Source organism: Bacillus pumilus (assembly GCF_024498355.1).
Lineage (GTDB): Bacteria > Bacillota > Bacilli > Bacillales > Bacillaceae > Bacillus > Bacillus pumilus_P.
The window spans coordinates 870,320-894,015 of record NZ_CP101833.1; the positions used below are offsets into that span (position 1 = coordinate 870,320).

A 23,696-nucleotide genomic window follows, 5' to 3' on the forward strand; every position below is an offset into this window, starting at 1 on the left:
ATGGACGAAAACTATTCAAATCAGGAGATGAACCATAATGAGTCAACGTAAATGTGCATTAATTACAGGCAGCAGCAGAGGTGTCGGTAAAGAAGTTGCCCTTCGCCTAGCTGAAAAAGGATATGACATTGTCATTAACTATGCAAGAAGCAAAAAAGCTGCGCTTGAAACAGCGGAAGAAATTGAAGCGATGGGCGTGAAAACATTGGTCGTGAAAGCCAATGTAGGCCAGCCTGAGAAAATCAAAGACATGTTTCAGCAAATCGATGAAACATTTGGCCGTTTAGATGTATTTGTCAACAATGCGGCATCTGGCGTACAGCGCCCAATCATGGACCTTGAAGAAAACCATTGGGACTGGACAATGAATATCAATGCGAAAGCCTTGTTATTCTGCGGACAAGAAGCGGCGAAATTAATGGAGAAAAACGGCGGCGGACATATCGTCAGCATTAGCTCACTAGGCTCCATCCGCTACCTTGAAAATTACACAGTGGTCGGTGTATCAAAAGCAGCACTAGAAGCTTTAACGCGTTACCTTTCTGTTGAGCTGTCACAAAAAAATATTGTCGTGAATGCCGTATCTGGCGGCGCGATCGACACAGATGCACTCAAGCACTTCCCGAACCGAGAAGAGCTTTTAGAAGACGCGAAGAAAAACACCCCTGCTGGCCGGATGGTGGAAATTAAAGACATGGTCGACAGCGTGGAGTTCCTTGTATCAGGCAAGGCAGACATGATTAGAGGACAGACGATTATTGTGGATGGCGGACGTTCTTTGCTTGTTTAAAAAAATCATGAATAGGATGTACACCTTCTGCACAAATTAATGTGCGTGGAGGTGATAATGATGGATAAACAACAAAACAAAACAAACGCACAACAAGTGAAAAAACAAAACCAAGCTGCTGCTCAAGGTCAATATGGTACTGAATTTGCTAGCGAGACTGACGCACAGCAAGTAAAAAAATACAACCAAAAAGCTGAGCAAAACAAACAACAAAACAGCTAATCACTGAAACAGAGAAAAGCACTTCATCTACGAATGAAGTGCTTTTCTTTTTGCCTGTCACCACCATCCGACAAAACCTGTAAAACCTCTACATAAACAGTCAAAGGACTTCTTCAACCTTTCAAGAAATGGTATAGATACAAAAAATGGATTTGAGTGAAAAGGGAGGAGTTAGATGTCTGATTTCGATCAGCTTGTAAGAAAGCAAATGCAGCTCATGGATCAGCTGCTCGATGTACAAGGGGAACTCGACAGGTGCTTAGAAACAGAAAAACGATTGCTGCAAGATGAAAAAAAAGAAGAGCGGCATAGGCTTCATGACCAAATCAAACAGAAACGAGAAGAACTGCAAAAAGTCCAAACTTTATTTACAAAACAGACAGAACAGGTCATCAATTCATATAAGCAAATGGAGAAGAGTTCAACCGTGATGTAAGAGAGTGTGCCGTTCAATTGGGTTGAATGGCTTTTTCATTTCATTTTTTAACTATGTAACGGTATAATATAATAGAGACATGTTTAGTTGGGAAATTAGGTCTTTGGACTGTTAGGTTTGTTTGTTATAGAAAGTAGGGGAGAAAATATGGGCTATCCCAAGGAAGGAGAAACCATCCAAATTCAAAGCTATAAACATAATGGCTTGATCCACAGGATTTGGAATGAAACCACCATTCTGAAAGCAACGGAATTGTGTATCATTGGTGCAAACGACCGTACAATGGTGACTGAATCCGATGGCCGTACATGGATGACGAGAGAACCGGCTATTTGCTATTTTCATGCAAAACAATGGTTTAATGTAATTGGGATGCTTAGAGATGATGGGGTATATTATTACTGCAACATTAGCTCTCCTTTTGCGACAGACGAAGAGGCAATTAAGTATATTGATTACGATTTAGATGTCAAAGTCTTTCCAGACATGACGTACAATATTTTGGATGAAGATGAATATGCAGACCATAAGAGGCAGATGAATTATCCAAAAGAAATCGATAGTATCTTAAGAGAGCATCTGAATACATTACTGCATTGGATTCACCAGCGGAAAGGTCCGTTTGCTCCTGAATTTGTGGATATGTGGTATGAACGTTTTTTACATTATACAAAATAAGCAAGATCAGCAAAAACCTGTTTGGCTTTATAGGCTAACAGGTTTTTGACTGCGTACGGATAAGAGGCACTGATAGATTGGGAAGGAGATTTACATGGGGGTCATTAAACGCTACATGGCTTTTGTAACACCGTATAAAAAACAGATTGCATTGACGATGGTCATCGGAATGATCAAGTTCTCGATACCCTTAACCTTGCCTTTGCTCTTAAAGTATGTCATTGATGATGTCATCCAAGGCTCGGGGTCGGCTGAGGAAAAGACATCATCTCTACTCATCATGATGGGAATCATGCTCGTATTATTTTTAGTGATGAGGCCGCCTGTCGAATACTACAGACAATATTATGCACAGTGGACAGGCAGTAAGGTATTGTTTGATATTCGGGAAAAGCTGTTCTCGCACATTCAAAAGCTAAGCCTTCGTTATTATGCCAACACGAGAACAGGCGAAATCATTTCAAGGGTGATCAACGATGTGGAGCAAACGAAGGAATTTGTCATTACAGGCCTGATGAACATTTGGCTGGATTTGATGACCGTCCTTATTGTCATTGCCATTATGTGTACACTGGATATCAAGCTCACCATCGTATCTGTCATTATTTTTCCACTTTATGCGATAGCTGTGAAGTATTTTTATGGACGGCTTCGCAAGCTGACAAAAGAGCGGTCACAGGCGCTGGCGGAGGTGCAGGGGCATCTCCATGAACGAGTACAAGGAATGCCTGTTATTCGCAGCTTTGCGATTGAAGAGTATGAACAAGAGAATTTTCACGGTGAAAACAAGAATTTCTTAAACAAAGCGATCAATCACACGAATTGGAATGCCAAAACATTTGCAGTCGTCAATACCATCACTGACATTGCACCGCTACTCATCATTGCATTTGCTGGCTACACAGTGATTAATGGATCGCTTTCGATTGGGACAATGATTGCCTTTGTCGGCTACATTGACCGGATGTACAACCCGATTCGCCGTCTCATTAACTCATCGACGACTTTAACCCAGTCGGTTGCGTCTATGGATCGTATTTTTGAGTTTATCGATGAGCCGTATGAGGTAACAGATCGGCCAAATGCAAAAGAAGCCAACGATTTAAAAGGAGAGGTAGAATTTAAAAATGTGTCGTTTCGCTATGAACATACACAGGAAGAGATTTTACATAATATCTCCTTAAAAGTAGAAAAAGGACAAACGATTGCGCTTGTAGGAATGAGCGGTGGAGGGAAGTCAACGCTCGTCAGCTTAATTCCAAGATTTTATGATGTCACAAACGGGTCACTTGAAATTGACGGCATCGATATTAAAGAGTACAAAGCAAGAAGCCTCCGAAATCAAGTCGGAATGGTGCTGCAAGATACGTTCTTATTCAGCGACACGATTAAAGAAAACATTGCTGTTGGTGACCCGGAAGCGTCCTTTGAGAACATCGTATCGGCTGCCAAAGCGGCAAATGCCCATGATTTTATTATGTCTCTTCCTGAAGGGTATGACACGAAGGTAGGAGAACGAGGCGTGAAGCTGTCAGGCGGTCAAAAACAACGGATTTCGATTGCGAGGGTATTTCTCAAAAATCCGCCGCTCCTCATTTTAGACGAAGCGACGTCTGCACTTGATTTAGAAAGTGAGCATTATATTCAAGAAGCGATGCAAAAGCTAGCGAAGGACCGCACAACCTTTATTGTCGCGCATCGCTTATCGACCATTACCCATGCCGATCAAATTGTCGTCATGGAACAAGGTGAGATTGTGGAAAAAGGAACACACGAAGAATTAATGAACCGAGACAGCCACTATCGCCATCTATTTACCATTCAAACATTAAATTAGTAGAAGCCTATCCGAATCTAGCGGATAGGCTTTTTTATGCTTGTCAAAAACATGACATATTTCCCAGCTTGTCTCAATACAATTTTAAAAAGTATGACGGGGTGGTGAACATGTGAAAGAACAAGAGGTGTTGCTAGATGTCAAACAGCTATCCATTGCGTTTCAGCAAAAAAAGCAGAGAGTGCCGATCGTCCATCACATATCGTTCTCGATTCAAAAAGGAGAAACCTTAGGCATTGTTGGCGAATCTGGCTGCGGGAAAAGTATCACATCGATGTCATTAATGGGGCTGAATCAGCAAACAGAAACAACGGGTGAGATTCAATTCGAAGGTCAAAACCTGCTGTCACTTTCGGAGAAACAGTGGCGAGAGGTGAGGGGAAATGACATTTCGATGATTTTCCAGGAGCCAATGACCTCTCTGAATCCATTAATGACCATTGGCAAGCAAATGACAGAAGCTCTTTTCACACATCAAGCAATCGGCCAAAAAGAAGCAAAAGCGAAGGCTGTTGATTTGCTTCAGACAGTTGGATTGAAACAAGCAGAATCGTTACTTAAAAAATACCCACATGAATTATCGGGCGGCATGCGCCAGCGTGTGATGATTGCGATGGCCATGCTTTGTCACCCAAAACTCATGATTGCAGATGAACCGACGACTGCACTTGATGTCACCATCCAAGCACAAATTCTTCGTTTGCTCAAAAAGTTAAACGAAGAGATGAACACCGCTATTTTATTTATTACCCACGATCTAGGCGTCGTGCGGCAAATATGCCAGCGTGTCATGATTATGTATGCCGGTCGAATCGTAGAAGAAGGAACCGTTGACCGTATTTTTCAAAAACCTCTGCATCCCTACACAAAAGGCCTTTTCGCCTCTGTTCCATCATTTAAAGAGAAAAAAGAAAAACTCATCTCTATTGCAGGCCATGTACCAAAGCCCGGGGCCATCCAGTCCGGCTGTCAATTTGCACCACGCTGTCCATATCAAATGCCGCAATGTCTAGAAAACGACCCAGCCTTACAATCCATTGAACACAATCATCGCGTGGCATGTTTTCTAATGGAAGGAGGAGAAGACACTGAGTCACCCACTCTTGCAAGTGAATCAGCTGACAAAACGTTATGAGACATCAGCTTTTTTTTCTAAAAATAAACACACGACCTTGGCGTTAAATCAAGTGTCCTTTCATTTGAAGGAAGGGGAAACGCTTGGCATTGTTGGCGAATCAGGCTGCGGAAAATCAACGCTTGGCAAAAGCTTAATGAGATTGACTGAACCGACTTCAGGCTCTATTCAACTGAAAGGGCAAGAAGTGACAATTCTGAAAGAACGAGACATGCGTTCCTTAAGAAAAGACATTCAAATGATCTTTCAGGATCCATACGCTTCCTTAAATCCACGAATGAAAATCAAAGATATTTTAGAGGAACCGCTCATCGTTCATCAACACGGGAAGAAAGCAGAAAGGCAAAAGCGGGTAAAGGAGATGCTGCACATTGTTGGGTTTGATCCGTCCTATGGAGACCGCTATGCGCATCAATTCAGCGGCGGACAGAGGCAGCGTATTGGGATCGCTAGAGCACTCATCACCCATCCAAGCCTTGTGATTGCCGATGAACCCGTTTCGGCGTTAGATGTATCCGTTCAAGCACAAATTCTGAATTTGATGCTCGAATTGCAAAAGACGCTTTCTCTTACGTATCTGTTTATTTCTCATGATCTCGGCGTTGTCAAGTATATGAGCGACCGAATTGCTGTGATGTATGCTGGCCGCATTGTGGAGATGGGTCCTGCGGAAGACGTATTTCACAAGCCGCTCCATCCCTACACTTCGCTGCTTCTGAAATCCATTCCACATATGGATCACGTGCTAGAGACGCATGATGTGGAAGCAGAAGAGTCGACTTTGGCGGAAGAAGGCGGGTGTCCTTTCTACAAAAGGTGTCCGAAAAGGTGGGCGCACTGCCTGCAAGCTGTTCCTACTTTGTATGAGGAGGAAACTGGCCACGCAGCTGCCTGCTATTTATATCAAAAGGAGGAACACAATGAAGAAGACATGGTTATTCAGTAGTTTCATTTTTGTGCTGGCACTTGCGCTATTTTTAGGAGGCTGTTCGTCTGCACCAACATCAGAAGAAAAGGCAACAAAAGACACCCTCGTATTCGGCAGAGGAGGAGACTCCACTTCACTTGATCCGATTACAACGACAGAAGGTGAAACCTTCAAGGTCACAGAGAATTTGTTTGAAAAGCTTCTGAATTACGGCGAGAAAGACACGACCATCCATCCTGGCTTAGCTACAGAATGGGATGTTGCAAAGGACGGGAAATCCTACACGTTCTACTTACGAGAAGGTGTGAAATTTCACGATGGCACAGACTTTAACGCAGAAGCAGTCAAATTCAACTTTGACCGCTGGATGAATGGCGATGCAGAAAAATTTCCTTACTACGGCATGTTTGGCGGCTATAAAAAAGATAAGGGACATGTCATTAAGGACATCATCGTCAAAGGTGAGCATGAGGTTGAATTTCAACTAAAGCGCCCGCAGGCAACGTTTCTGAAAAACATTGCCATGTCTCCATTCGGGATCGCAAGTCCTGCGGCTGTCGAAAAAAGCGGCAATTCATTTCGTGAAAATCCAGTTGGTACAGGACCATTTAAGTTTAAAGAGTGGAAGCAAAACGACCGCATTGTCTTAGAAAAGAACGAAGATTACTGGCAGAAGGATAAACCAAAGCTGAATCAAATCATCTTCCGCTCCATTCCAGAAAACTCTGCTCGTTTAAATGCGCTGAAAACAGGCGAAATCGATTTAATGGATGGCGTGAATCCGTCTGATTTAGATGGCATTAAAAAGGACAAAGCCCTCCAGCTCATTGAAAGACCATCGATGAATGTAGGCTATATCGGACTGACAGTGACGAGAAAGCCGCTTGATAACAAGCTGGTTCGTCAGGCGCTCAATTATGCGGTCGATAAAGAATCCATCATTGAGTCATTTTATGGCGGACTTGCTGAACCAGCGAAAAATCCGCTTCCTCCCTCTTTAGAAGGCTACAATGACGACATAGAGCCATATCCATATGACCCAGAAAAAGCGAAAGAGCTATTGAAAGAGGCAGGCTTCCCTGACGGCTTTCGCATCAAGCTTTGGGCAATGCCTGTTCCGCGTCCGTATATGCCTGATGGGATGAAGGTAGCAGAGGTCATTCAGTCAAACTTTGAAAAGGTCGGCGTCAAAGCAGAAATTGTGACATATGACTGGGCGACCTATTTAGATAAGGCAAGTAAAGGGGAAGCAGATGTGTTTTTGTTAGGCTGGACAGGAGACAATGGCGATCCTGATAACTTCATTTATACACTACTGGATGAAGACAGCATTGGCGGCAACAACTATACATTCTTTCAAAATGATAAAATGCATGACATTTTAATTGAAGCGCAAACAGACACAGATCAAAAGAAACGAAATGAACTGTATAAAAAAGCTCAAGAGATCATTCATGACGAAGCGCCTTGGATTCCATTGGTGCATTCAATTCCAATGCTCGCAGCAACTAGTGATTTAAAAGGATACCAGCCGCACCCAACTGGTTCAGAAGCTTTGACTGACGTGTATTTCGAATAAGCAAATAAGGGGGAGAATTTTATCCCCCTTATTCAAACAAATCAAAAGGCGGTGAAAGCTGTTTGTTTGCTTATTGTATGAAACGAGCAGGAATGCTCATCCCAGTACTGATCGGAATGACATTGGTCGTGTTTTCGATTATTCGGTTTATACCGGGGAATCCAGCACAGGTCATCTTAGGGCAGCGGGCAACAAAAGAAGCAGTAGAGCAATTAACCATCCAGCTTGGTTTGAATCAGCCGTGGTACGTTCAATACGGCCATTACATGCTGGGCCTTTTAAAAGGTGATTTAGGGACTTCCATTCGAACAGGAGCAGCTATTGCCCAGGAAATGAAGCCTTACTTATTTGCGACGTTAGAACTAACATTTTTTGCGATGGTGCTGGCGATTTTTGTGGGAGTGAATGCTGGAATCATTAGTGCTTGGTTTAAGCATTCTTTCTTTGATTATGTCGCGATGTTTATTGCTCTCATTGGTGTGTCCATGCCGATTTTCTGGTTAGGCTTAATGGGGCAGTGGTTATTCTCGATCGAATTAGGCATTTTGCCGACAACGGGCCGAGAAAATGTGAGGAATCCAGTGGAGTCAATCACTTATATTCATACACTGGACACGCTTTTGCAAGGCCGGTTTGATCAATTCACTGACAGCATCAAGCATTTGATTTTACCAAGTACAGCACTCGCAACAATCCCTGCTGCGATTATTGCGAGGATTACGAGGGCAAGTATGCTGGAAGTGCTCCATTCAGATTATATTCGAACAGCAAAAGCAAAAGGGGTACGTTCGTTTTTCATTATTTATCAGCATGGGCTGAAAAATGCGCTCATTCCGATTTTGACGATTATCGGTCTTCAGACAGGTCTCTTGCTTGGCGGGGCCATTTTAACAGAAACGATTTTTGCTTGGCCAGGAATTGGGCGGTATATATACGATGCGATCAGCTATCGTGATTATCCAGTCATTCAAACAGGTATTCTCGTTGTTGCGCTCATATTTGTCCTGATCAATTTCATCGTGGACATATTGTATGCAGTTATTGATCCAAGGATTAAATATTAGAGAAGGGAGAGTGACAACATGGAAGCGCAAAAGGAGCTTCAAGCACCTAAGCCAAAAAAAGAACGCTCTCAATCACTGATTCTTGAATCGATGAAGCAGTTTTTTCAGCACAAGCTTGCGGTCATTGGCAGTGTGATTGTCTTTTTATTTCTCATCCTAGCGATCTTCGCACCGCTCATTGCTCCTTATGGAATCAATGAACAATCACTCGGTGAGCGGTTTAGTGCACCTTCAGCTGCGCACTGGTTTGGTACAGATGATTTCGGCAGAGATATATTTTCAAGAGTTGTACATGGAGCGCGGATTTCCTTATGGGTTGGTTTCTTCTCGGTTCTCGGGTCAGTCATTTTAGGCACATTGCTTGGATTGATGGCCGGTTATGGCGGAAGGGTGCTGGATGCTGTGATCTCGAGACTATTTGATATTTTACTCGCCTTTCCTAGCATTCTATTAGCGATTGCCATCGTCTCCATCTTAGGTCCTTCCTTACAAAATGCCCTTATTGCCATAGCGATTATTAACGTCCCGACCTTTGGAAGGCTGGTTCGATCAAAGGTGCTGAGTATTAAACAAGAAGAATATGTGCTATCAGCAAAGGCAGTTGGGATGTCACACCGCCGCATCGTCCTGCGGCACATCCTGCCAAATAGTATGGTGCCGGTCATCGTACAGGCGACGCTTGCGATCGGAACGGCAATTATTGAAGCGGCAGCTTTAGGTTTTTTAGGACTGGGTGCACAGGCGCCAAGTCCGGAGTGGGGAAAAATGCTAGCCGATGCAAGGCCTTATCTCATTCAAGCCCCATGGACTTTATTCTTCCCAGGGATAGCTATCATGCTGACGGTTCTTGGCTTTAATCTGATGGGAGATGGATTAAGAGATACACTTGATCCTAAAATGAAGAAAATAAAATAAGACCGAATCTAAGAATCGGCCTCAGCTTGTAGGCAAACCCTCTTATTCTTTGTCAGGTCTGTGCTTCGGTGCTCGTCCTTCCTAGAATTCAAGGGTTTTCAGGCTACGCTGAAAAAAGAAGACAAAGGGTTAAAATAAAGATCATTTTAGCCCTTTGTCAACCATCTAAGGCCGATTCTCGGGAATCGGTCTTTTCTGTTTATGCTTCTTTTTCTTCTGTCTCAATTTCACTATCTTTTGGGTGATACGTCTGGAAGCTTGTAATCAATGTATCTAAATGTTCCAATTCATCACGGTATTCGATGATGCTGGACATCACATTCAGCATATTGTAATCGAGCAAGTCGTTTTCTTGGTTTTGCTGATGCTGAATAAATGATTTCGTTAATGTTTCAAGACGAAGAGAGCATTCATTTTGAAAATCATCGTCCTGCGGCTTCATTTTTCCGACAAACTTCATCAAGGTGCGCTCATGCCAATACAGTAAATAATCAATCTCATCAGTTAAGCTTTCCCTAAAATGCTCTGGCATCAAATGAATTTCATTTTCTAATTTATGAAGCTTTTTCAGCAAGTACAGAGCTCGATTAGACGTCATAATTGCCTGTCTGAACAAAACCAGCTTTCTTGATTTGACATACGTGGTTTTCTTTAAATAGCTTCGTTCCTCTTTGTATAACAAGTAAATGTGATCTAATTTGATCATACGTTCTTTTATTTGATCGATGTCATCCTTTAAGGTGGAATGATCAGTAGACTGTCTGGAGCTCAGACGGATCCATTTTAAAATCTCCTCCGTATTTTCCATAATGTGATGAACCAGCTTTGTTTCATACTTTGGCGGCAGGAAGATTAAATTCACTAAAAATGAAGAAAGTACCCCTAACACCACAGTAGCTGTTCGAATTAAGGCAAAGGAAAGGAAATGATCCCCTGCACTTTCTAAAATCGCGATGACAGTTACAAGTGCAATCGGAATCGTGTGTTCAATCTTCAGCTTTAAATTAATGGCGATGACCATGACGGCGGTTAAGCCGATAATGACTGGTCCTGTGCCGAAAAGCAGACCGAACATAATGGCAAGTGCTGCTCCAATAATATTGGCTTGCACTTGATCAACGATCGTTAAAAATGATCGATAAATAGATGGCTGGATAGCAAATACAGCTGCAATTCCCGCGAAAACGGGCGTTGGCAACCCAAGCCATGTTGCCAGGTAAAGCGCGAGTACAATGGCGATACCAGTTTTTAAAATACGGGCTCCAAGTTTCATTGGTTTTGTCCCTGCATTCCTTTCTTTTTGATAATAGATGATCACTCGTCATTTATTATAAATATTTTGATGAAACAACTAAGTAATATACAGCGGTCTCCCGAAATATTCAAGTGATTTTTGAAAGTTCATGAAAACATCAAAAGAAGGTATTGAGAAAAAATGTAACAGATTCACTCGCTTTTGACAATCATGAGCTGATTAATAAAAAAACAGACGCATGGATTTACGTCTGTTTTTGTCTCCATTATGATATTTTCAGCTGTTCAAACGCATGATCTACCGCTTGTAACGTCTCAGAAATATCTTTTTCAGTATGTGCGATGGTTAAGAACCAAGCTTCATATTTAGAAGGAGCAAGGTTAATACCTTGCGTGAGCATCAATTTGAAGAAGCGTGCGAACATCTCGCCATCCGTATTTTCAGCCTGCTCGTAGTTCACAATCGTTTCTTTTGTAAAATAAATCGTGAGAGCACCTTTTAAGCGATTCACTGTAATATCTACTTGATGTTTTTTGGCATGGGCTAAAATTCCTTCTTCTAACATAGCGCCAAGCTGATCAAGACGCTCGTAGACTCCGTCTTCTTTTAACACTTCCAAGCATGCAATACCGGAAAGAATGGACGCAGGATTTCCTGCCATCGTGCCAGCTTGATAGGCTGGTCCAAGCGGGGCGACTTGCTCCATAATTTCTTTTTTTCCGCCGTAAGCGCCGATTGGAAGACCGCCGCCAATAATTTTACCTAATGCAGTGAGGTCAGGTTTTACTTGAAGCAAGTCCTGTGCACCGCCGTACATAAAGCGGAAAGCTGTAATCACTTCATCATAGATCACCAGTGCGCCTTTTTCATGAGTGAGGTCATTGACCTGCTGCAAGAAACCATCCTTAGGCTCCACAATTCCAAAGTTGCCGACAATCGGCTCAACAAGGACAGCCGCTACCTCATCGCCCCAGCGATCTAATGCTTCTTTGTAGCTGTCAATATCATTAAATGGAACGGTAATGACTTCGTTGGCGATGCTTTTTGGTACGCCCGCTGAATCAGGCGTTCCTAAAGTGGAAGGGCCAGAGCCAGCTGCCACTAGCACAAGATCAGAGTGACCGTGGTAGCACCCGGCAAATTTAATGATCTTTGTTCTGCCTGTATAAGCGCGAGCTACACGAATCGTAGTCATCACAGCTTCCGTACCTGAATTGACAAAACGAACTTTATCTAAAGCAGGCATCGCTTCCTTCAGCATCTTCGCAAACGTGACTTCATGCTTCGTCGGTGTTCCGTAAAGGACACCCGTTTCAGCCGCTTTCGTGATGGCTTTTGTAATATGAGGATGAGCATGTCCTGTAATAATTGGGCCGTATGCTGCTAGATAGTCAATATAGCGGTTTCCGTCAGCATCCCAAAAATAAGCGCCTTCTCCTCTTTCCATTGCAACGGGTGATCCGCCGCCTACTGCCTTATATGAACGAGACGGGCTGTTGACACCTCCAACAATATGCTCCAGCGCCTCTTGATGTAATTTTTCTGATTCTGTGAATTTCATAAATAGCCTCCTATCTCAACGTATCACGTCGTCTATCATTATTTTAACATGCCGATGCAAGCGTCCTTAGTTGAATATCCTATCAAAATTGGATAGGCTAATTAAAAAATAGGTTGGAGGGATTGTGTCATGACAATCGAAGTGGGGCAGCAAGTACCTGATATTGAATTAACCGGTGACAAAGGGGAGAAAGTAAAGCTTTCTGATTTTAAAGGAAAACATATTGTCCTTTATTTCTATCCAAAAGATATGACACCAGGCTGTACAACAGAAGCATGCGATTTCCGCGACCGTCATCAAAGCTTTGCAGAATTAGATGCCGTCATTATTGGCGTAAGCCCAGACAGTCAGGACAAGCATCAAAAGTTTAAAGAAAAACATGATTTACCGTTCCTGCTTCTTGTAGACGATGAACAAAAATTGTCTGAAGCCTTTGGGGTATGGAAGCTGAAAAAGAACTTTGGCAAAGAATACATGGGAATCGAACGATCAACGTTTCTTATTAATAAAGAAGGAACGCTTGTCAAAGAATGGCGAAAAGTCAAGGTGAAAGACCACGTAGAAGAAGCGCTTGAGGAATTGAAAGCTCACGCTTAATCAGATCACCGGATGAGATCGGCAGAGATGCCGGTCTTTTTTGTAAAGAAGAATAGGTAAAAAAGAGGATTGTAATTGACAAAGATTCGGCTCTGGGGGTACACTATTTATAAAGATTATAATATAAGAATATTTTTGAAGAGAGGTGCATGATGAAATGGCTGCTCACGAACTAAAAGACGCTTTAGATGCTTTAAAAGAAACCGGTGTTCGAATTACTCCGCAGCGCCATGCCATCTTGGAGTTTCTCGTAAATTCTATGACTCACCCAACCGCGGACGATATATATAAAGCACTTGAAGGAAAATTTCCAAACATGAGTGTCGCAACGGTTTACAACAATTTACGAGTCTTCCGGGAATCTGGATTAGTAAAGGAATTAACGTACGGTGATTCCTCAAGCCGATTTGATTTTGCGACATCTGACCATTACCATGCGATTTGTGAAAACTGCGGAAAAATAGTGGACTTTCATTATCCTGGCCTTGATGAAGTTGAACAGCTTGCATCCCATGTGACGGGCTTTAAAGTCAGTCATCATCGCTTGGAGATCTATGGAACTTGTCAAGAATGTGCGAAAAAAGAAAATCATTAATGAAAAAGCTGACCAGGTGAATGGTCAGCTTATTTTTATGACTTTTTTCGATTGTAGGATTCATCAAACTCTTTACCCTCTAATGCTGGATCGAGAGTAAGCGGCTCTCTGCAATGCATGCACATATCCACTCGTCCGAGCACCTTTGTTTCCTTTTCACAGCTTGGACAAACGACTCGTACCGCCTTCGTAGAAAGCATGCCAATCCAAAAGTAAACGGCTGTACTTAATCCGATCGATAAGACGCCAAGCAGCATAAAAAAAGTCGACAGCCAGATCGATTCCTTAAAGAACACACCGATATACATGATCAGAAAGCCGACAAAAACCAAACTAAGTGCAAATGTTCTGATTTTATTAATCTTACTGGAGTATTTCGCCATCCCTAGCCCCCCTTATCTCCAATATAGCACATTTTACCTTTCTGTTTGAATTAGTTATAGAGTTTTGTGAATAAATTGCTTATAATGATTCAATGATCTTTTTTCATGTATTGAAGGAATTTTGATTCTATGAGGAGAAATACATAGCATTAGAGAAGAACCTTACACCCAAGTATTGGAGGAATCACTATGGAAAATCTTCTCCGTCCTATTTATCAAGAGCGAGCGAGCCATCCAGACACATTAGCTGTGATTATAGTAGAAAGAAGACATAAAGTATCTTCTGAGACGGATAACTTTGATGCAGCACTTCTTGTCATTGTAAAAGAAGCGGAAGAGCCGTTATTTATCAAACACTATGAATCCGATCACCAAACAGCTTCCTTAAATGTTGTCACAGATGATCAGCTGAAGGAATGGATTACCCTCGGCACTAACCGCCGAATCATTGATTGGATTTTGAATGGAAAAGTCCTATTTGATCGTAATGAATATATTTTCAACTTGATTGATGAACTGAGTACATTCCCGTTTTCAAACCGTAAGCTCAAAATCGGTTTAGAATATGGAAAACTCATTCGCAGATATATAGAAGGAAAAGCATTTTTTGAGTCAAATCAATTCCTTGATGCATATAATTCCATTGTGCATGCCCTGCATCATCTGGCACGTATTGAAGTGATTGATAAAGGCTTCCACCCAGAAGTGACGGTTTGGAACCAAGTGCGTCATATGGAGCCGGAAGTATATAAACTTTATTCAGAACTGATTGAAAGCCACGAAAGCCTGCATAAGCGTTTGGAACTGTTATTTTTAGCGAATGATTTTTTGATCCATTCAAAAGCAGAAATTGGTGCCGCTCATTTGCGTCATGTCATGGAACAGCAGGATATTTGGCTTTTTGGCGAGCTTCTTGCGCATCCTGACCTCAAGCATTTCACGCCTGACCTTAGCGTCATGATTGATTTCTTTGTGGAAAAAGGAATTGTTCAAGTGGAGCCAATTGAGACAAAGGGACAAAAAATCTATCATCGAGGATATTTTATAAAAAAAGATATTGACGCATGAATATTATGATGGTATATTATTAAACGTCGCTAATGAGCAACTGAGTTGCTTTGAAAGAAAAGCTGACTAAAAGAAATTCTAAAAAACACTTGACGCACGCGGTGCTCAAATGTTATATTGAAAAAGTCGCCTCTGAGCGACAATGAACATGATCTTTGAAAACTAAACAAGACAAAACGTACCTGTTAATTCGAGTTTTTATAAAAAAATCCTATGATACATCATAGGTAGTCAGTCAAGCTGACGAGGCAGGAAGGATCACATACTAAGTTCGCTACATCGTGTAGCAACGCATGTGTGCTATGCATCCTGCATACCTCGGAGAGTTTGATCCTGGCTCAGGACGAACGCTGGCGGCGTGCCTAATACATGCAAGTCGAGCGGACAGAAGGGAGCTTGCTCCCGGATGTTAGCGGCGGACGGGTGAGTAACACGTGGGTAACCTGCCTGTAAGACTGGGATAACTCCGGGAAACCGGAGCTAATACCGGATAGTTCCTTGAACCGCATGGTTCAAGGATGAAAGACGGTTTCGGCTGTCACTTACAGATGGACCCGCGGCGCATTAGCTAGTTGGTGGGGTAATGGCTCACCAAGGCGACGATGCGTAGCCGACCTGAGAGGGTGATCGGCCACACTGGGACTGAGACACGGCCCAGACTCCTACGGGAGGCAGCAGTAGGGAATCTTCCGCAATGGACGAAAGTCTGACGGAGCAACGCCGCGTGAGTGATGAAGGTTTTCGGATCGTAAAGCTCTGTTGTTAGGGAAGAACAAGTGCGAGAGTAACTGCTCGCACCTTGACGGTACCTAACCAGAAAGCCACGGCTAACTACGTGCCAGCAGCCGCGGTAATACGTAGGTGGCAAGCGTTGTCCGGAATTATTGGGCGTAAAGGGCTCGCAGGCGGTTTCTTAAGTCTGATGTGAAAGCCCCCGGCTCAACCGGGGAGGGTCATTGGAAACTGGGAAACTTGAGTGCAGAAGAGGAGAGTGGAATTCCACGTGTAGCGGTGAAATGCGTAGAGATGTGGAGGAACACCAGTGGCGAAGGCGACTCTCTGGTCTGTAACTGACGCTGAGGAGCGAAAGCGTGGGGAGCGAACAGGATTAGATACCCTGGTAGTCCACGCCGTAAACGATGAGTGCTAAGTGTTAGGGGGTTTCCGCCCCTTAGTGCTGCAGCTAACGCATTAAGCACTCCGCCTGGGGAGTACGGTCGCAAGACTGAAACTCAAAGGAATTGACGGGGGCCCGCACAAGCGGTGGAGCATGTGGTTTAATTCGAAGCAACGCGAAGAACCTTACCAGGTCTTGACATCCTCTGACAACCCTAGAGATAGGGCTTTCCCTTCGGGGACAGAGTGACAGGTGGTGCATGGTTGTCGTCAGCTCGTGTCGTGAGATGTTGGGTTAAGTCCCGCAACGAGCGCAACCCTTGATCTTAGTTGCCAGCATTTAGTTGGGCACTCTAAGGTGACTGCCGGTGACAAACCGGAGGAAGGTGGGGATGACGTCAAATCATCATGCCCCTTATGACCTGGGCTACACACGTGCTACAATGGACAGAACAAAGGGCTGCGAGACCGCAAGGTTTAGCGAATCCCATAAATCTGTTCTCAGTTCGGATCGCAGTCTGCAACTCGACTGCGTGAAGCTGGAATCGCTAGTAATCGCGGATCAGCATGCCGCGGTGAATACGTTCCCGGGCCTTGTACACACCGCCCGTCACACCACGAGAGTTTGCAACACCCGAAGTCGGTGAGGTAACCTTTATGGAGCCAGCCGCCGAAGGTGGGGCAGATGATTGGGGTGAAGTCGTAACAAGGTAGCCGTATCGGAAGGTGCGGCTGGATCACCTCCTTTCTAAGGATATATGGAGCAGTGTGCGTTTTGGTCTTGTTTAGTTTTGAAGGATCATACCTTCAAAACATGTCTCTAGCGAGACAGGATTGTTCTTTGAAAACTAGATAACAATAAGTAATACATTCACATTGAATGCAATGCAAAGTTCATCACACATAGTGATTCTTTCTAAAGTAAGAAATGGTTAAGTTAGAAAGGGCGCACGGTGGATGCCTTGGCACTAGGAGCCGATGAAGGACGGGACGAACACCGATATGCTTCGGGGAGCTGTAAGCAAGCTTTGATCCGGAGATTTCCGAATGGGGAAACCCACTGCTCGTAATGGAGTAGTATCCATACTTGAATACATAGAGTATGAGAAGGCATACCCGGGGAACTGAAACATCTAAGTACCCGGAGGAAGAGAAAGCAAATGCGATTCCCTAAGTAGCGGCGAGCGAAACGGGAACAGCCCAAACCAAGAGGCTTGCCTCTTGGGGTTGTAGGACACTCTATACGGAGTTACAAAGGAATGATATAAGCGAAGAGGTCTGGAAAGGCCCGCCAGAGAAGGTAACAGCCCTGTAACTGAAATGTCATTCCCTCCAGAGTGGATCCTGAGTACGGCGGAACACGTGAAATTCCGTCGGAATCCGGGAGGACCATCTCCCAAGGCTAAATACTCCCTAGTGACCGATAGTGAACCAGTACCGTGAGGGAAAGGTGAAAAGCACCCCGGAAGGGGAGTGAAATAGATCCTGAAACCGTGTGCCTACAAGTAGTCAGAGCCCGTTAATGGGTGATGGCGTGCCTTTTGTAGAATGAACCGGCGAGTTACGATCCCGTGCAAGGTTAAGCAGAAGATGCGGAGCCGCAGCGAAAGCGAGTCTGAATAGGGCGCATGAGTACGTGGTCGTAGACCCGAAACCAGGTGATCTACCCATGTCCAGGGTGAAGTTCAGGTAACACTGAATGGAGGCCCGAACCCACGCACGTTGAAAAGTGCGGGGATGAGGTGTGGGTAGGGGTGAAATGCCAATCGAACCTGGAGATAGCTGGTTCTCTCCGAAATAGCTTTAGGGCTAGCCTCAAGGTAAGAGTCTCGGAGGTAGAGCACTGATTGGACTAGGGGCCCCTACCGGGTTACCGAATTCAGTCAAACTCCGAATGCCGATGACTTATCCTTGGGAGTCAGACTGCGAGTGATAAGATCCGTAGTCGAAAGGGAAACAGCCCAGACCGCCAGCTAAGGTCCCAAAGTATACGTTAAGTGGAAAAGGATGTGGAGTTGCTTAGACAACCAGGATGTTGGCTTAGAAGCAGCCACCATTTAAAGAGTGCGTAATAGCTCACTGGTCGAGTGACTCTGCGCCGAAAATGTACCGGGGCTAAACGTATCACCGAAGCTGCGGACTGTTCTTACGAACAGTGGTAGGAGAGCGTTCTAAGGGCTGTGAAGCCAGACCGGAAGGACTGGTGGAGCGCTTAGAAGTGAGAATGCCGGTATGAGTAGCGAAAGACGGGTGAGAATCCCGTCCACCGAATGCCTAAGGTTTCCTGAGGAAGGCTCGTCCGCTCAGGGTTAGTCGGGACCTAAGCCGAGGCCGAAAGGCGTAGGCGATGGACAACAGGTTGATATTCCTGTACCACCTCCTCACCATTTGAGCAATGGGGGGACGCAGGAGGATAGGGTAAGCGCGGTATTGGATATCCGCGTCCAAGCAGTTAGGCTGGGAAATAGGCAAATCCGTTTCCCGTAAAGGCTGAGCTGTGATGGCGAGCGAAATTTAGTAGCGAAGTTCCTGATTCCACACTGCCAAGAAAAGCCTCTAGCGAGGTGAGAGGTGCCCGTACCGCAAACCGACACAGGTAGGCGAGGAGAGAATCCTAAGGTGATCGAGAGAACTCTCGTTAAGGAACTCGGCAAAATGACCCCGTAACTTCGGGAAAAGGGGTGCTTCTTAGGGTGTTAAAGCCCCGAGAAGCCGCAGTGAATAGGCCCAGGCGACTGTTTAGCAAAAACACAGGTCTCTGCGAAGCCGAAAGGCGAAGTATAGGGGCTGACGCCTGCCCGGTGCTGGAAGGTTAAGAGGAGCGCTTAGCGTAAGCGAAGGTGCGAATTGAAGCCCCAGTAAACGGCGGCCGTAACTATAACGGTCCTAAGGTAGCGAAATTCCTTGTCGGGTAAGTTCCGACCCGCACGAAAGGCGCAACGATCTGGGCACTGTCTCAACGAGAGACTCGGTGAAATTATAGTACCTGTGAAGATGCAGGTTACCCGCGACAGGACGGAAAGACCCCGTGGAGCTTTACTGCAGCCTGATATTGAATGTTGGTACAGCTTGTACAGGATAGGTAGGAGCCTTGGAAACCGGAGCGCTAGCTTCGGTGGAGGCATCGGTGGGATACTACCCTGGCTGTATTGACCTTCTAACCCGCTGCCCTTATCGGGCAGGGAGACAGTGTCAGGTGGGCAGTTTGACTGGGGCGGTCGCCTCCTAAAATGTAACGGAGGCGCCCAAAGGTTCCCTCAGAATGGTTGGAAATCATTCGCAGAGTGTAAAGGCACAAGGGAGCTTGACTGCGAGACCTACAAGTCGAGCAGGGACGAAAGTCGGGCTTAGTGATCCGGTGGTTCCGCATGGAAGGGCCATCGCTCAACGGATAAAAGCTACCCCGGGGATAACAGGCTTATCTCCCCCAAGAGTCCACATCGACGGGGAGGTTTGGCACCTCGATGTCGGCTCATCGCATCCTGGGGCTGTAGTCGGTCCCAAGGGTTGGGCTGTTCGCCCATTAAAGCGGTACGCGAGCTGGGTTCAGAACGTCGTGAGACAGTTCGGTCCCTATCCGTCGCGGGCGCAGGAAATTTGAGAGGAGCTGTCCTTAGTACGAGAGGACCGGGATGGACGCACCGCTGGTGTACCAGTTGTTCTGCCAAGGGCATCGCTGGGTAGCTATGTGCGGACGGGATAAGTGCTGAAAGCATCTAAGCATGAAGCCCCCCTCAAGATGAGATTTCCCATTCCGCAAGGAAGTAAGATCCCTGAAAGATGATCAGGTTGATAGGTCTGAGGTGGAAGCGTGGTGACACGTGGAGCTGACAGATACTAATAGATCGAGGACTTAACCTATATTCTAATGTGAAGTTTGAACGTTGTTATCTAGTTTTGAGAGAACATTTTTAAAATATCTCTTGATTTATTTTCAATACATAGTATAATATCTTTTGTCACTAAATTGTCTGGTGATGATGGCGAAGAGGTCACACCCGTTCCCATACCGAACACGGAAGTTAAGCTCTTCAGCGCCGATGGTAGTTGGGGGTTTCCCCCTGTGAGAGTAGGACATCGCCAGGCTTTCTTCATTCCGCAGTAGCTCAGTGGTAGAGCTATCGGCTGTTAACCGATCGGTCGTAGGTTCGAATCCTACCTGCGGAGCCAATTTGGAGAGCTGTCCGAGTGGCCGAAGGAGCACGATTGGAAATCGTGTAGGCGGTAACCCCGTCTCAAGGGTTCGAATCCCTTGCTCTCCGCCACAAGATACATATAATAGAGGGCCCGTTGGTCAAGCGGTTAAGACACCGCCCTTTCACGGCGGTAACACGGGTTCGAATCCCGTACGGGTCACCATTTTATATAATACATACCAGCATTTTTATTCGGAGGATTAGCTCAGCTGGGAGAGCATCTGCCTTACAAGCAGAGGGTCGGCGGTTCGAGCCCGTCATCCTCCACCATATCTTTTATATCGTCGCGGGGTGGAGCAGTTCGGTAGCTCGTCGGGCTCATAACCCGAAGGTCGCAGGTTCAAATCCTGCCCCCGCAACCAAATTATTTTATATACCAATAGGGAGTACTCATTAAGTGCAACCAAAATGGTCCGGTAGTTCAGTTGGTTAGAATGCCTGCCTGTCACGCAGGAGGTCGCGGGTTCGAGTCCCGTCCGGACCGCCATTTTTCAAAAATAATACTTGGCTCGGTAGCTCAGTTGGTAGAGCAACGGACTGAAAATCCGTGTGTCGGCGGTTCGATTCCGTCCCGAGCCACCACTATTTGCCGGTGTAGCTCAATTGGTAGAGCAACTGACTTGTAATCAGTAGGTTGGGGGTTCAAGTCCTCTTGCCGGCACTGTTTTTCTTTATTATTTCCATATGTGGAGGGGTAGCGAAGTGGCTAAACGCGGCGGACTGTAAATCCGCTCCCTCCGGGTTCGGCGGTTCGAATCCGCCCCCCTCCACCATTTTTATTTTCATAGGGGCATAGTTTAAAGGTAGAACAGAGGTCTCCAAAACCTCCGGTGTGGGTTCGATTCCTACTGCCCCTGCCAATTATATGATATGATTCATAACATCTATGGCGGTTGTGGCGAAGTGGTTAACGCACCAGATTGTGGCTCTGGCACTCGTGGGTTCGATTCCCATCAATCGCCCCATTTTATTATTGGGCTATAGCCAAGCGGTAAGGCAACGGACTTTGACTCCGTCATGCGTTGGTTCGAATCCAGCTAGCCCAGTTGATATGCGGAAGTAGTTCAGTGGTAGAACACCACCTTGCCAAGGTGGGGGTCGCGGGTTCGAATCCCGTCTTCCGCTCCAATAATGGCGGCATAGCCAAGTGGTAAGGCAGAGGTCTGCAAAACCTTTATCCCCGGTTCAAATCCGGGTGTCGCCTTTTTTGAAAAGACTGCCGGGGTGGTGGAATTGGCAGACACACAGGACTTAAAATCCTGCGGTAGGTGACTACCGTGCCGGTTCAAGTCCGGCCCTCGGCACCATTAATTTTTATCATAAGTTGCGCTCTTTAATGATCATGCCGGTGTGGCGGAATTGGCAGACGCGCACGACTCAAAATCGTGTTCCTCACGGAGTGCCGGTTCGACCCCGGCCACCGGTATCTATTAAAATTTTCATAATCGGTAATTGAACTTAATATACCGTCAAACTAACGTTTCTCCATTGTGGTGAGGCGTTTTTTTGTTTTCCCATCACCTCTAATCGAAGTTGCGAGGGGGGAGAAAGCTATCGTAAGAACAACTTAAATGTTAATGAAATTATTTAGTAGATCACAATGGAATGATACGTGTGAACTAGAACGCGAGTGTATAGTGAGAGGGGATTTTTGGTGCGTACTATGACTTTGCTTCAGACGATCATTCAAGACGATAGGTCTCATTATTATCCGCTTTTTAGAGAGTACTGTGAACGAAAAGAACAGGGGCTGCGTTGCGTAAAGATGCGCTGAAGGTTCTTCAGTCCTTTATAGAAGAGATGAAGCAGTTGGATTTTGAAACTCAGCGAGTATTTGTTGCGTGGCTGTTTGAGTGGATTGAACAGTTTGAGGATGGCCATCATTTGCTCGTTTTTCCGCTGACAAGGGGTATTATCATTCCGGTATTTTCAAGAGTGGATGAAGCTTGATCGTGTTGATGTGAGGCCATATCGCTGGCAAGGCTTGTTTGTGCATCAAGGAGAAGGGCTGCCTTATTTATTGAAGGCGGGCAGTGAAGAGCACCGTGTGATTGTTCATATTTGTGAAATCTATCTAGCGGCTTTATGGTATTCGTTTCATCATATACATGAAGATCTTTATTTAAGTACCTTCGAGATGGATCAAGAGCGAATTCAGGGCATTCAAGATGTCATGATGCTGATACAAGATGAAAGAACACGTACCTATTTTCAAAAACAAGCAGACTACTATGCTCAGCTTTTATCTGCCTGGATTGAATTTCAGCAAACGGAGACAATCGGGTTTATGAAATGATGTGCGGAACTTGAAAAACCATATGAATGGGTGGAAGCCTTTTATTATCGCCAATAGGTGTATTGTGATGAGAAAACGACAGAATGGATTCTGCCGTTTTTTATATGTTATGCCATATTCGTTCTATTTCTAAATGATCTGAGTGAAAGTATTTCAATACATAGACATCTGGATTGCTGAGCTTCTCCCACTCATTGAAGCCAATGTTCGAATCGACGTGTTTGAGGAGCAGGCTCATGATATTACCGTGTGTGACGAAGAGGGTATGATCTTCTTCTAAATGTATTTGTTCGTATAGAACCTCTACGATCCTTTTCATGGCTTCCTGGCTTGATTCACCGCCTTCATATGTGATGTTTACATCCATAAAACTAAGCTTTAGCTTCTCATACCAATCGTCCATTGGTTTGCAGCTTAACACACGTTCAGAGAGACGTTCATCAATTTTCATCTTAAGTTGTTTTGCAAGAGCAAGAGGCTGGATGGTTTGGATCGCTCGTTTATAAGGACTTGAGATGATCTGATTGAGGTGTATGCTGGAAAAGAATTGGGCAAGTGTGTGTGATTGAGCGATGCCCTGCGGTGTTAAAGCCGCTTCTTTGGATTGTGCATCTGCTTGGCAGTGTCTGACGACATAATAGGTTTTCATGGAATTACACCTTTCATTGAGTATAAAAAAATCATCCAGGATTGGATGAGCATTCATGATCTAGGTTCATTTGTTCGTATCTGTTTCTTTATAGGGATCTGTAAGCTTGGAGGTCAGGTCTAAGTTGAACAAAAAATCATCTACGGTGTCTGTACCAAAGGGAAGTGTGGAAAAGTTGATTGGAATGCTGTCTTCTTGCGTTTCTGAAGCGATCGGCTGTTTGTGCTGCTTTTTTCGCCAGTTCTTAAACAAGCGCATGTGGGAGCCTCCTTTTCTAAGAAAAAGATGGATTTATACATAATATACGGGGAGAGTTGTCCAGGCGTCAATTGTTTTCTTCAAAAGGTTTTATTAAATTTATACGAAAAGAGCCACAGTCAAGTGCGGCTCTTTTTG

General features: G+C 44.8%; 17 protein-coding genes, 16 tRNA genes, 3 rRNA genes and 2 pseudogenes. 33 read left to right on the forward strand and 5 right to left on the reverse strand.

Annotated features, from left to right (window positions below; genetic code table 11):
- Window positions 1-37: 37 nt before the first annotated feature.
- From fabL to NPA43_RS04245, 10 genes and pseudogenes are all read left to right on the forward strand, one after another.
- Window positions 38-790, forward strand: a complete 753-nt coding sequence (gene fabL, locus NPA43_RS04200) for an enoyl-[acyl-carrier-protein] reductase FabL (protein WP_024425211.1) — start codon at window positions 38-40, stop codon at window positions 788-790.
- A 75-nt stretch (window positions 791-865) separates the two neighbouring features.
- Window positions 866-1,012: pseudogene (locus NPA43_RS04205) on the forward strand (gamma-type small acid-soluble spore protein); the annotation flags it as partial.
- A 175-nt stretch (window positions 1,013-1,187) separates the two neighbouring features.
- Entirely contained in the window at window positions 1,188-1,448 is a 261-nt protein-coding gene (locus NPA43_RS04210) for a YgaB family protein (protein WP_256499422.1), read from the forward strand.
- A 147-nt stretch (window positions 1,449-1,595) separates the two neighbouring features.
- A complete protein-coding gene (gene ntdP / locus NPA43_RS04215; RefSeq protein WP_012009337.1) occupies window positions 1,596-2,126 on the forward strand; it encodes a nucleoside tri-diphosphate phosphatase in 531 nt (176 codons plus the stop codon).
- Between the two features lie 94 nt (window positions 2,127-2,220).
- Window positions 2,221-3,963: an ABC transporter ATP-binding protein gene (locus tag NPA43_RS04220; protein WP_099727595.1), complete on the forward strand. Its 1,743-nt coding sequence runs from the start codon at window positions 2,221-2,223 to the stop codon at window positions 3,961-3,963.
- Between the two features lie 112 nt (window positions 3,964-4,075).
- Complete coding sequence (locus tag NPA43_RS04225) at window positions 4,076-5,098, forward strand: ABC transporter ATP-binding protein (protein WP_099727594.1); 1,023 nt, start codon at window positions 4,076-4,078, stop codon at window positions 5,096-5,098.
- Window positions 5,067-6,044, forward strand: a complete 978-nt coding sequence (locus tag NPA43_RS04230; RefSeq protein ID WP_230031582.1) for an ABC transporter ATP-binding protein — start codon at window positions 5,067-5,069, stop codon at window positions 6,042-6,044. The genes NPA43_RS04225 and NPA43_RS04230 overlap by 32 nt, the downstream gene beginning before the upstream one ends.
- Window positions 6,019-7,605: an ABC transporter substrate-binding protein gene (locus tag NPA43_RS04235; protein WP_256499423.1), complete on the forward strand. Its 1,587-nt coding sequence runs from the start codon at window positions 6,019-6,021 to the stop codon at window positions 7,603-7,605. The genes NPA43_RS04230 and NPA43_RS04235 overlap by 26 nt, the downstream gene beginning before the upstream one ends.
- Window positions 7,606-7,667: 62 nt before the next feature.
- Window positions 7,668-8,669, forward strand: a complete 1,002-nt coding sequence (locus tag NPA43_RS04240; protein WP_230031584.1) for an ABC transporter permease — start codon at window positions 7,668-7,670, stop codon at window positions 8,667-8,669.
- An 18-nt stretch (window positions 8,670-8,687) separates the two neighbouring features.
- Window positions 8,688-9,584 carry an ABC transporter permease gene (locus NPA43_RS04245; RefSeq protein WP_256499424.1) on the forward strand — a complete coding sequence of 299 codons (897 nt, stop codon included), beginning with the start codon at window positions 8,688-8,690 and terminating at the stop codon, window positions 9,582-9,584.
- A 199-nt stretch (window positions 9,585-9,783) separates the two neighbouring features.
- Here NPA43_RS04245 and NPA43_RS04250 read toward each other — a convergent pair whose 3' ends face one another.
- Together NPA43_RS04250 and NPA43_RS04255 are read right to left on the reverse strand one after the other, a co-directional pair.
- Window positions 9,784-10,857, reverse strand: coding sequence for an FUSC family protein (locus tag NPA43_RS04250; protein WP_099727589.1), 1,074 nt, complete (start codon window positions 10,855-10,857; stop codon window positions 9,784-9,786).
- 247 nt (window positions 10,858-11,104) lie between these two features.
- Entirely contained in the window at window positions 11,105-12,400 is a 1,296-nt protein-coding gene (locus tag NPA43_RS04255; protein WP_230031585.1) for a glutamate-1-semialdehyde 2,1-aminomutase, read from the reverse strand.
- Between the two features lie 129 nt (window positions 12,401-12,529).
- On the opposite strand from NPA43_RS04255, the gene bcp reads away from it, so the two are divergent.
- Together bcp and perR are read left to right on the forward strand one after the other, a co-directional pair.
- Entirely contained in the window at window positions 12,530-12,997 is a 468-nt protein-coding gene (gene bcp, locus NPA43_RS04260; RefSeq protein WP_099727587.1) for a thioredoxin-dependent thiol peroxidase, read from the forward strand.
- Between the two features lie 157 nt (window positions 12,998-13,154).
- Window positions 13,155-13,592 (forward strand): peroxide-responsive transcriptional repressor PerR, encoded by a 438-nt coding sequence (gene perR / locus NPA43_RS04265; RefSeq protein WP_012009347.1) that lies wholly within the window; start codon window positions 13,155-13,157, stop codon window positions 13,590-13,592.
- A 35-nt stretch (window positions 13,593-13,627) separates the two neighbouring features.
- Here perR and NPA43_RS04270 read toward each other — a convergent pair whose 3' ends face one another.
- Window positions 13,628-13,975: a YgzB family protein gene (locus NPA43_RS04270; protein ID WP_034323008.1), complete on the reverse strand. Its 348-nt coding sequence runs from the start codon at window positions 13,973-13,975 to the stop codon at window positions 13,628-13,630.
- Between the two features lie 189 nt (window positions 13,976-14,164).
- Here NPA43_RS04270 and NPA43_RS04275 point away from each other — a divergent pair, with 189 nt between their 5' ends.
- The 21 genes and pseudogenes from NPA43_RS04275 to NPA43_RS04375 all read left to right on the forward strand — a co-directional run bounded on the left by NPA43_RS04275 (window position 14,165) and on the right by NPA43_RS04375 (window position 22,651).
- Window positions 14,165-15,043: a nucleotidyltransferase-like protein gene (locus NPA43_RS04275; RefSeq protein ID WP_099727586.1), complete on the forward strand. Its 879-nt coding sequence runs from the start codon at window positions 14,165-14,167 to the stop codon at window positions 15,041-15,043.
- 315 nt (window positions 15,044-15,358) lie between these two features.
- Window positions 15,359-16,907 (forward strand): 16S ribosomal RNA (locus NPA43_RS04280).
- 182 nt (window positions 16,908-17,089) lie between these two features.
- Window positions 17,090-20,020, forward strand: a 23S ribosomal RNA gene (locus tag NPA43_RS04285).
- A 109-nt stretch (window positions 20,021-20,129) separates the two neighbouring features.
- Window positions 20,130-20,245 (forward strand): 5S ribosomal RNA (gene rrf / locus NPA43_RS04290).
- Together the 16S, 23S and 5S rRNA genes with 16 tRNA genes alongside form the textbook arrangement of a ribosomal RNA operon.
- Window positions 20,246-20,254: 9 nt before the next feature.
- A tRNA-Asn gene (locus tag NPA43_RS04295) sits at window positions 20,255-20,329 on the forward strand.
- A gap of 4 nt (window positions 20,330-20,333) precedes the next feature.
- Window positions 20,334-20,424 (forward strand) — tRNA-Ser (locus tag NPA43_RS04300).
- Between the two features lie 19 nt (window positions 20,425-20,443).
- Window positions 20,444-20,518: transfer RNA gene (locus NPA43_RS04305), tRNA-Glu, on the forward strand.
- 31 nt (window positions 20,519-20,549) lie between these two features.
- Window positions 20,550-20,625, forward strand: a tRNA-Val gene (locus NPA43_RS04310).
- A gap of 15 nt (window positions 20,626-20,640) precedes the next feature.
- Window positions 20,641-20,717: transfer RNA gene (locus NPA43_RS04315), tRNA-Met, on the forward strand.
- Between the two features lie 48 nt (window positions 20,718-20,765).
- Window positions 20,766-20,842 (forward strand) — tRNA-Asp (locus NPA43_RS04320).
- 19 nt (window positions 20,843-20,861) lie between these two features.
- A tRNA-Phe gene (locus NPA43_RS04325) sits at window positions 20,862-20,937 on the forward strand.
- Window positions 20,938-20,943: 6 nt separating this feature from the next.
- A tRNA-Thr gene (locus NPA43_RS04330) sits at window positions 20,944-21,016 on the forward strand.
- 27 nt (window positions 21,017-21,043) lie between these two features.
- Window positions 21,044-21,128: transfer RNA gene (locus tag NPA43_RS04335), tRNA-Tyr, on the forward strand.
- A 13-nt stretch (window positions 21,129-21,141) separates the two neighbouring features.
- A tRNA-Trp gene (locus NPA43_RS04340) sits at window positions 21,142-21,215 on the forward strand.
- A gap of 29 nt (window positions 21,216-21,244) precedes the next feature.
- Window positions 21,245-21,320 (forward strand) — tRNA-His (locus tag NPA43_RS04345).
- Window positions 21,321-21,329: 9 nt separating this feature from the next.
- Window positions 21,330-21,401, forward strand: a tRNA-Gln gene (locus tag NPA43_RS04350).
- Between the two features lie 7 nt (window positions 21,402-21,408).
- Window positions 21,409-21,483, forward strand: a tRNA-Gly gene (locus NPA43_RS04355).
- 5 nt (window positions 21,484-21,488) lie between these two features.
- Window positions 21,489-21,559, forward strand: a tRNA-Cys gene (locus NPA43_RS04360).
- Window positions 21,560-21,573: 14 nt separating this feature from the next.
- Window positions 21,574-21,662: transfer RNA gene (locus NPA43_RS04365), tRNA-Leu, on the forward strand.
- Window positions 21,663-21,699: 37 nt separating this feature from the next.
- Window positions 21,700-21,781, forward strand: a tRNA-Leu gene (locus NPA43_RS04370).
- A 228-nt stretch (window positions 21,782-22,009) separates the two neighbouring features.
- Window positions 22,010-22,651: pseudogene (locus tag NPA43_RS04375) on the forward strand (hypothetical protein).
- Between the two features lie 100 nt (window positions 22,652-22,751).
- Here NPA43_RS04375 and NPA43_RS04380 read toward each other — a convergent pair.
- Complete coding sequence (locus tag NPA43_RS04380; RefSeq protein WP_099728248.1) at window positions 22,752-23,300, reverse strand: histidine phosphatase family protein; 549 nt, start codon at window positions 23,298-23,300, stop codon at window positions 22,752-22,754.
- Between the two features lie 66 nt (window positions 23,301-23,366).
- Window positions 23,367-23,558: a hypothetical protein gene (locus NPA43_RS04385; RefSeq protein ID WP_099728247.1), complete on the reverse strand. Its 192-nt coding sequence runs from the start codon at window positions 23,556-23,558 to the stop codon at window positions 23,367-23,369.
- Window positions 23,559-23,696: the final 138 nt, after the last annotated feature.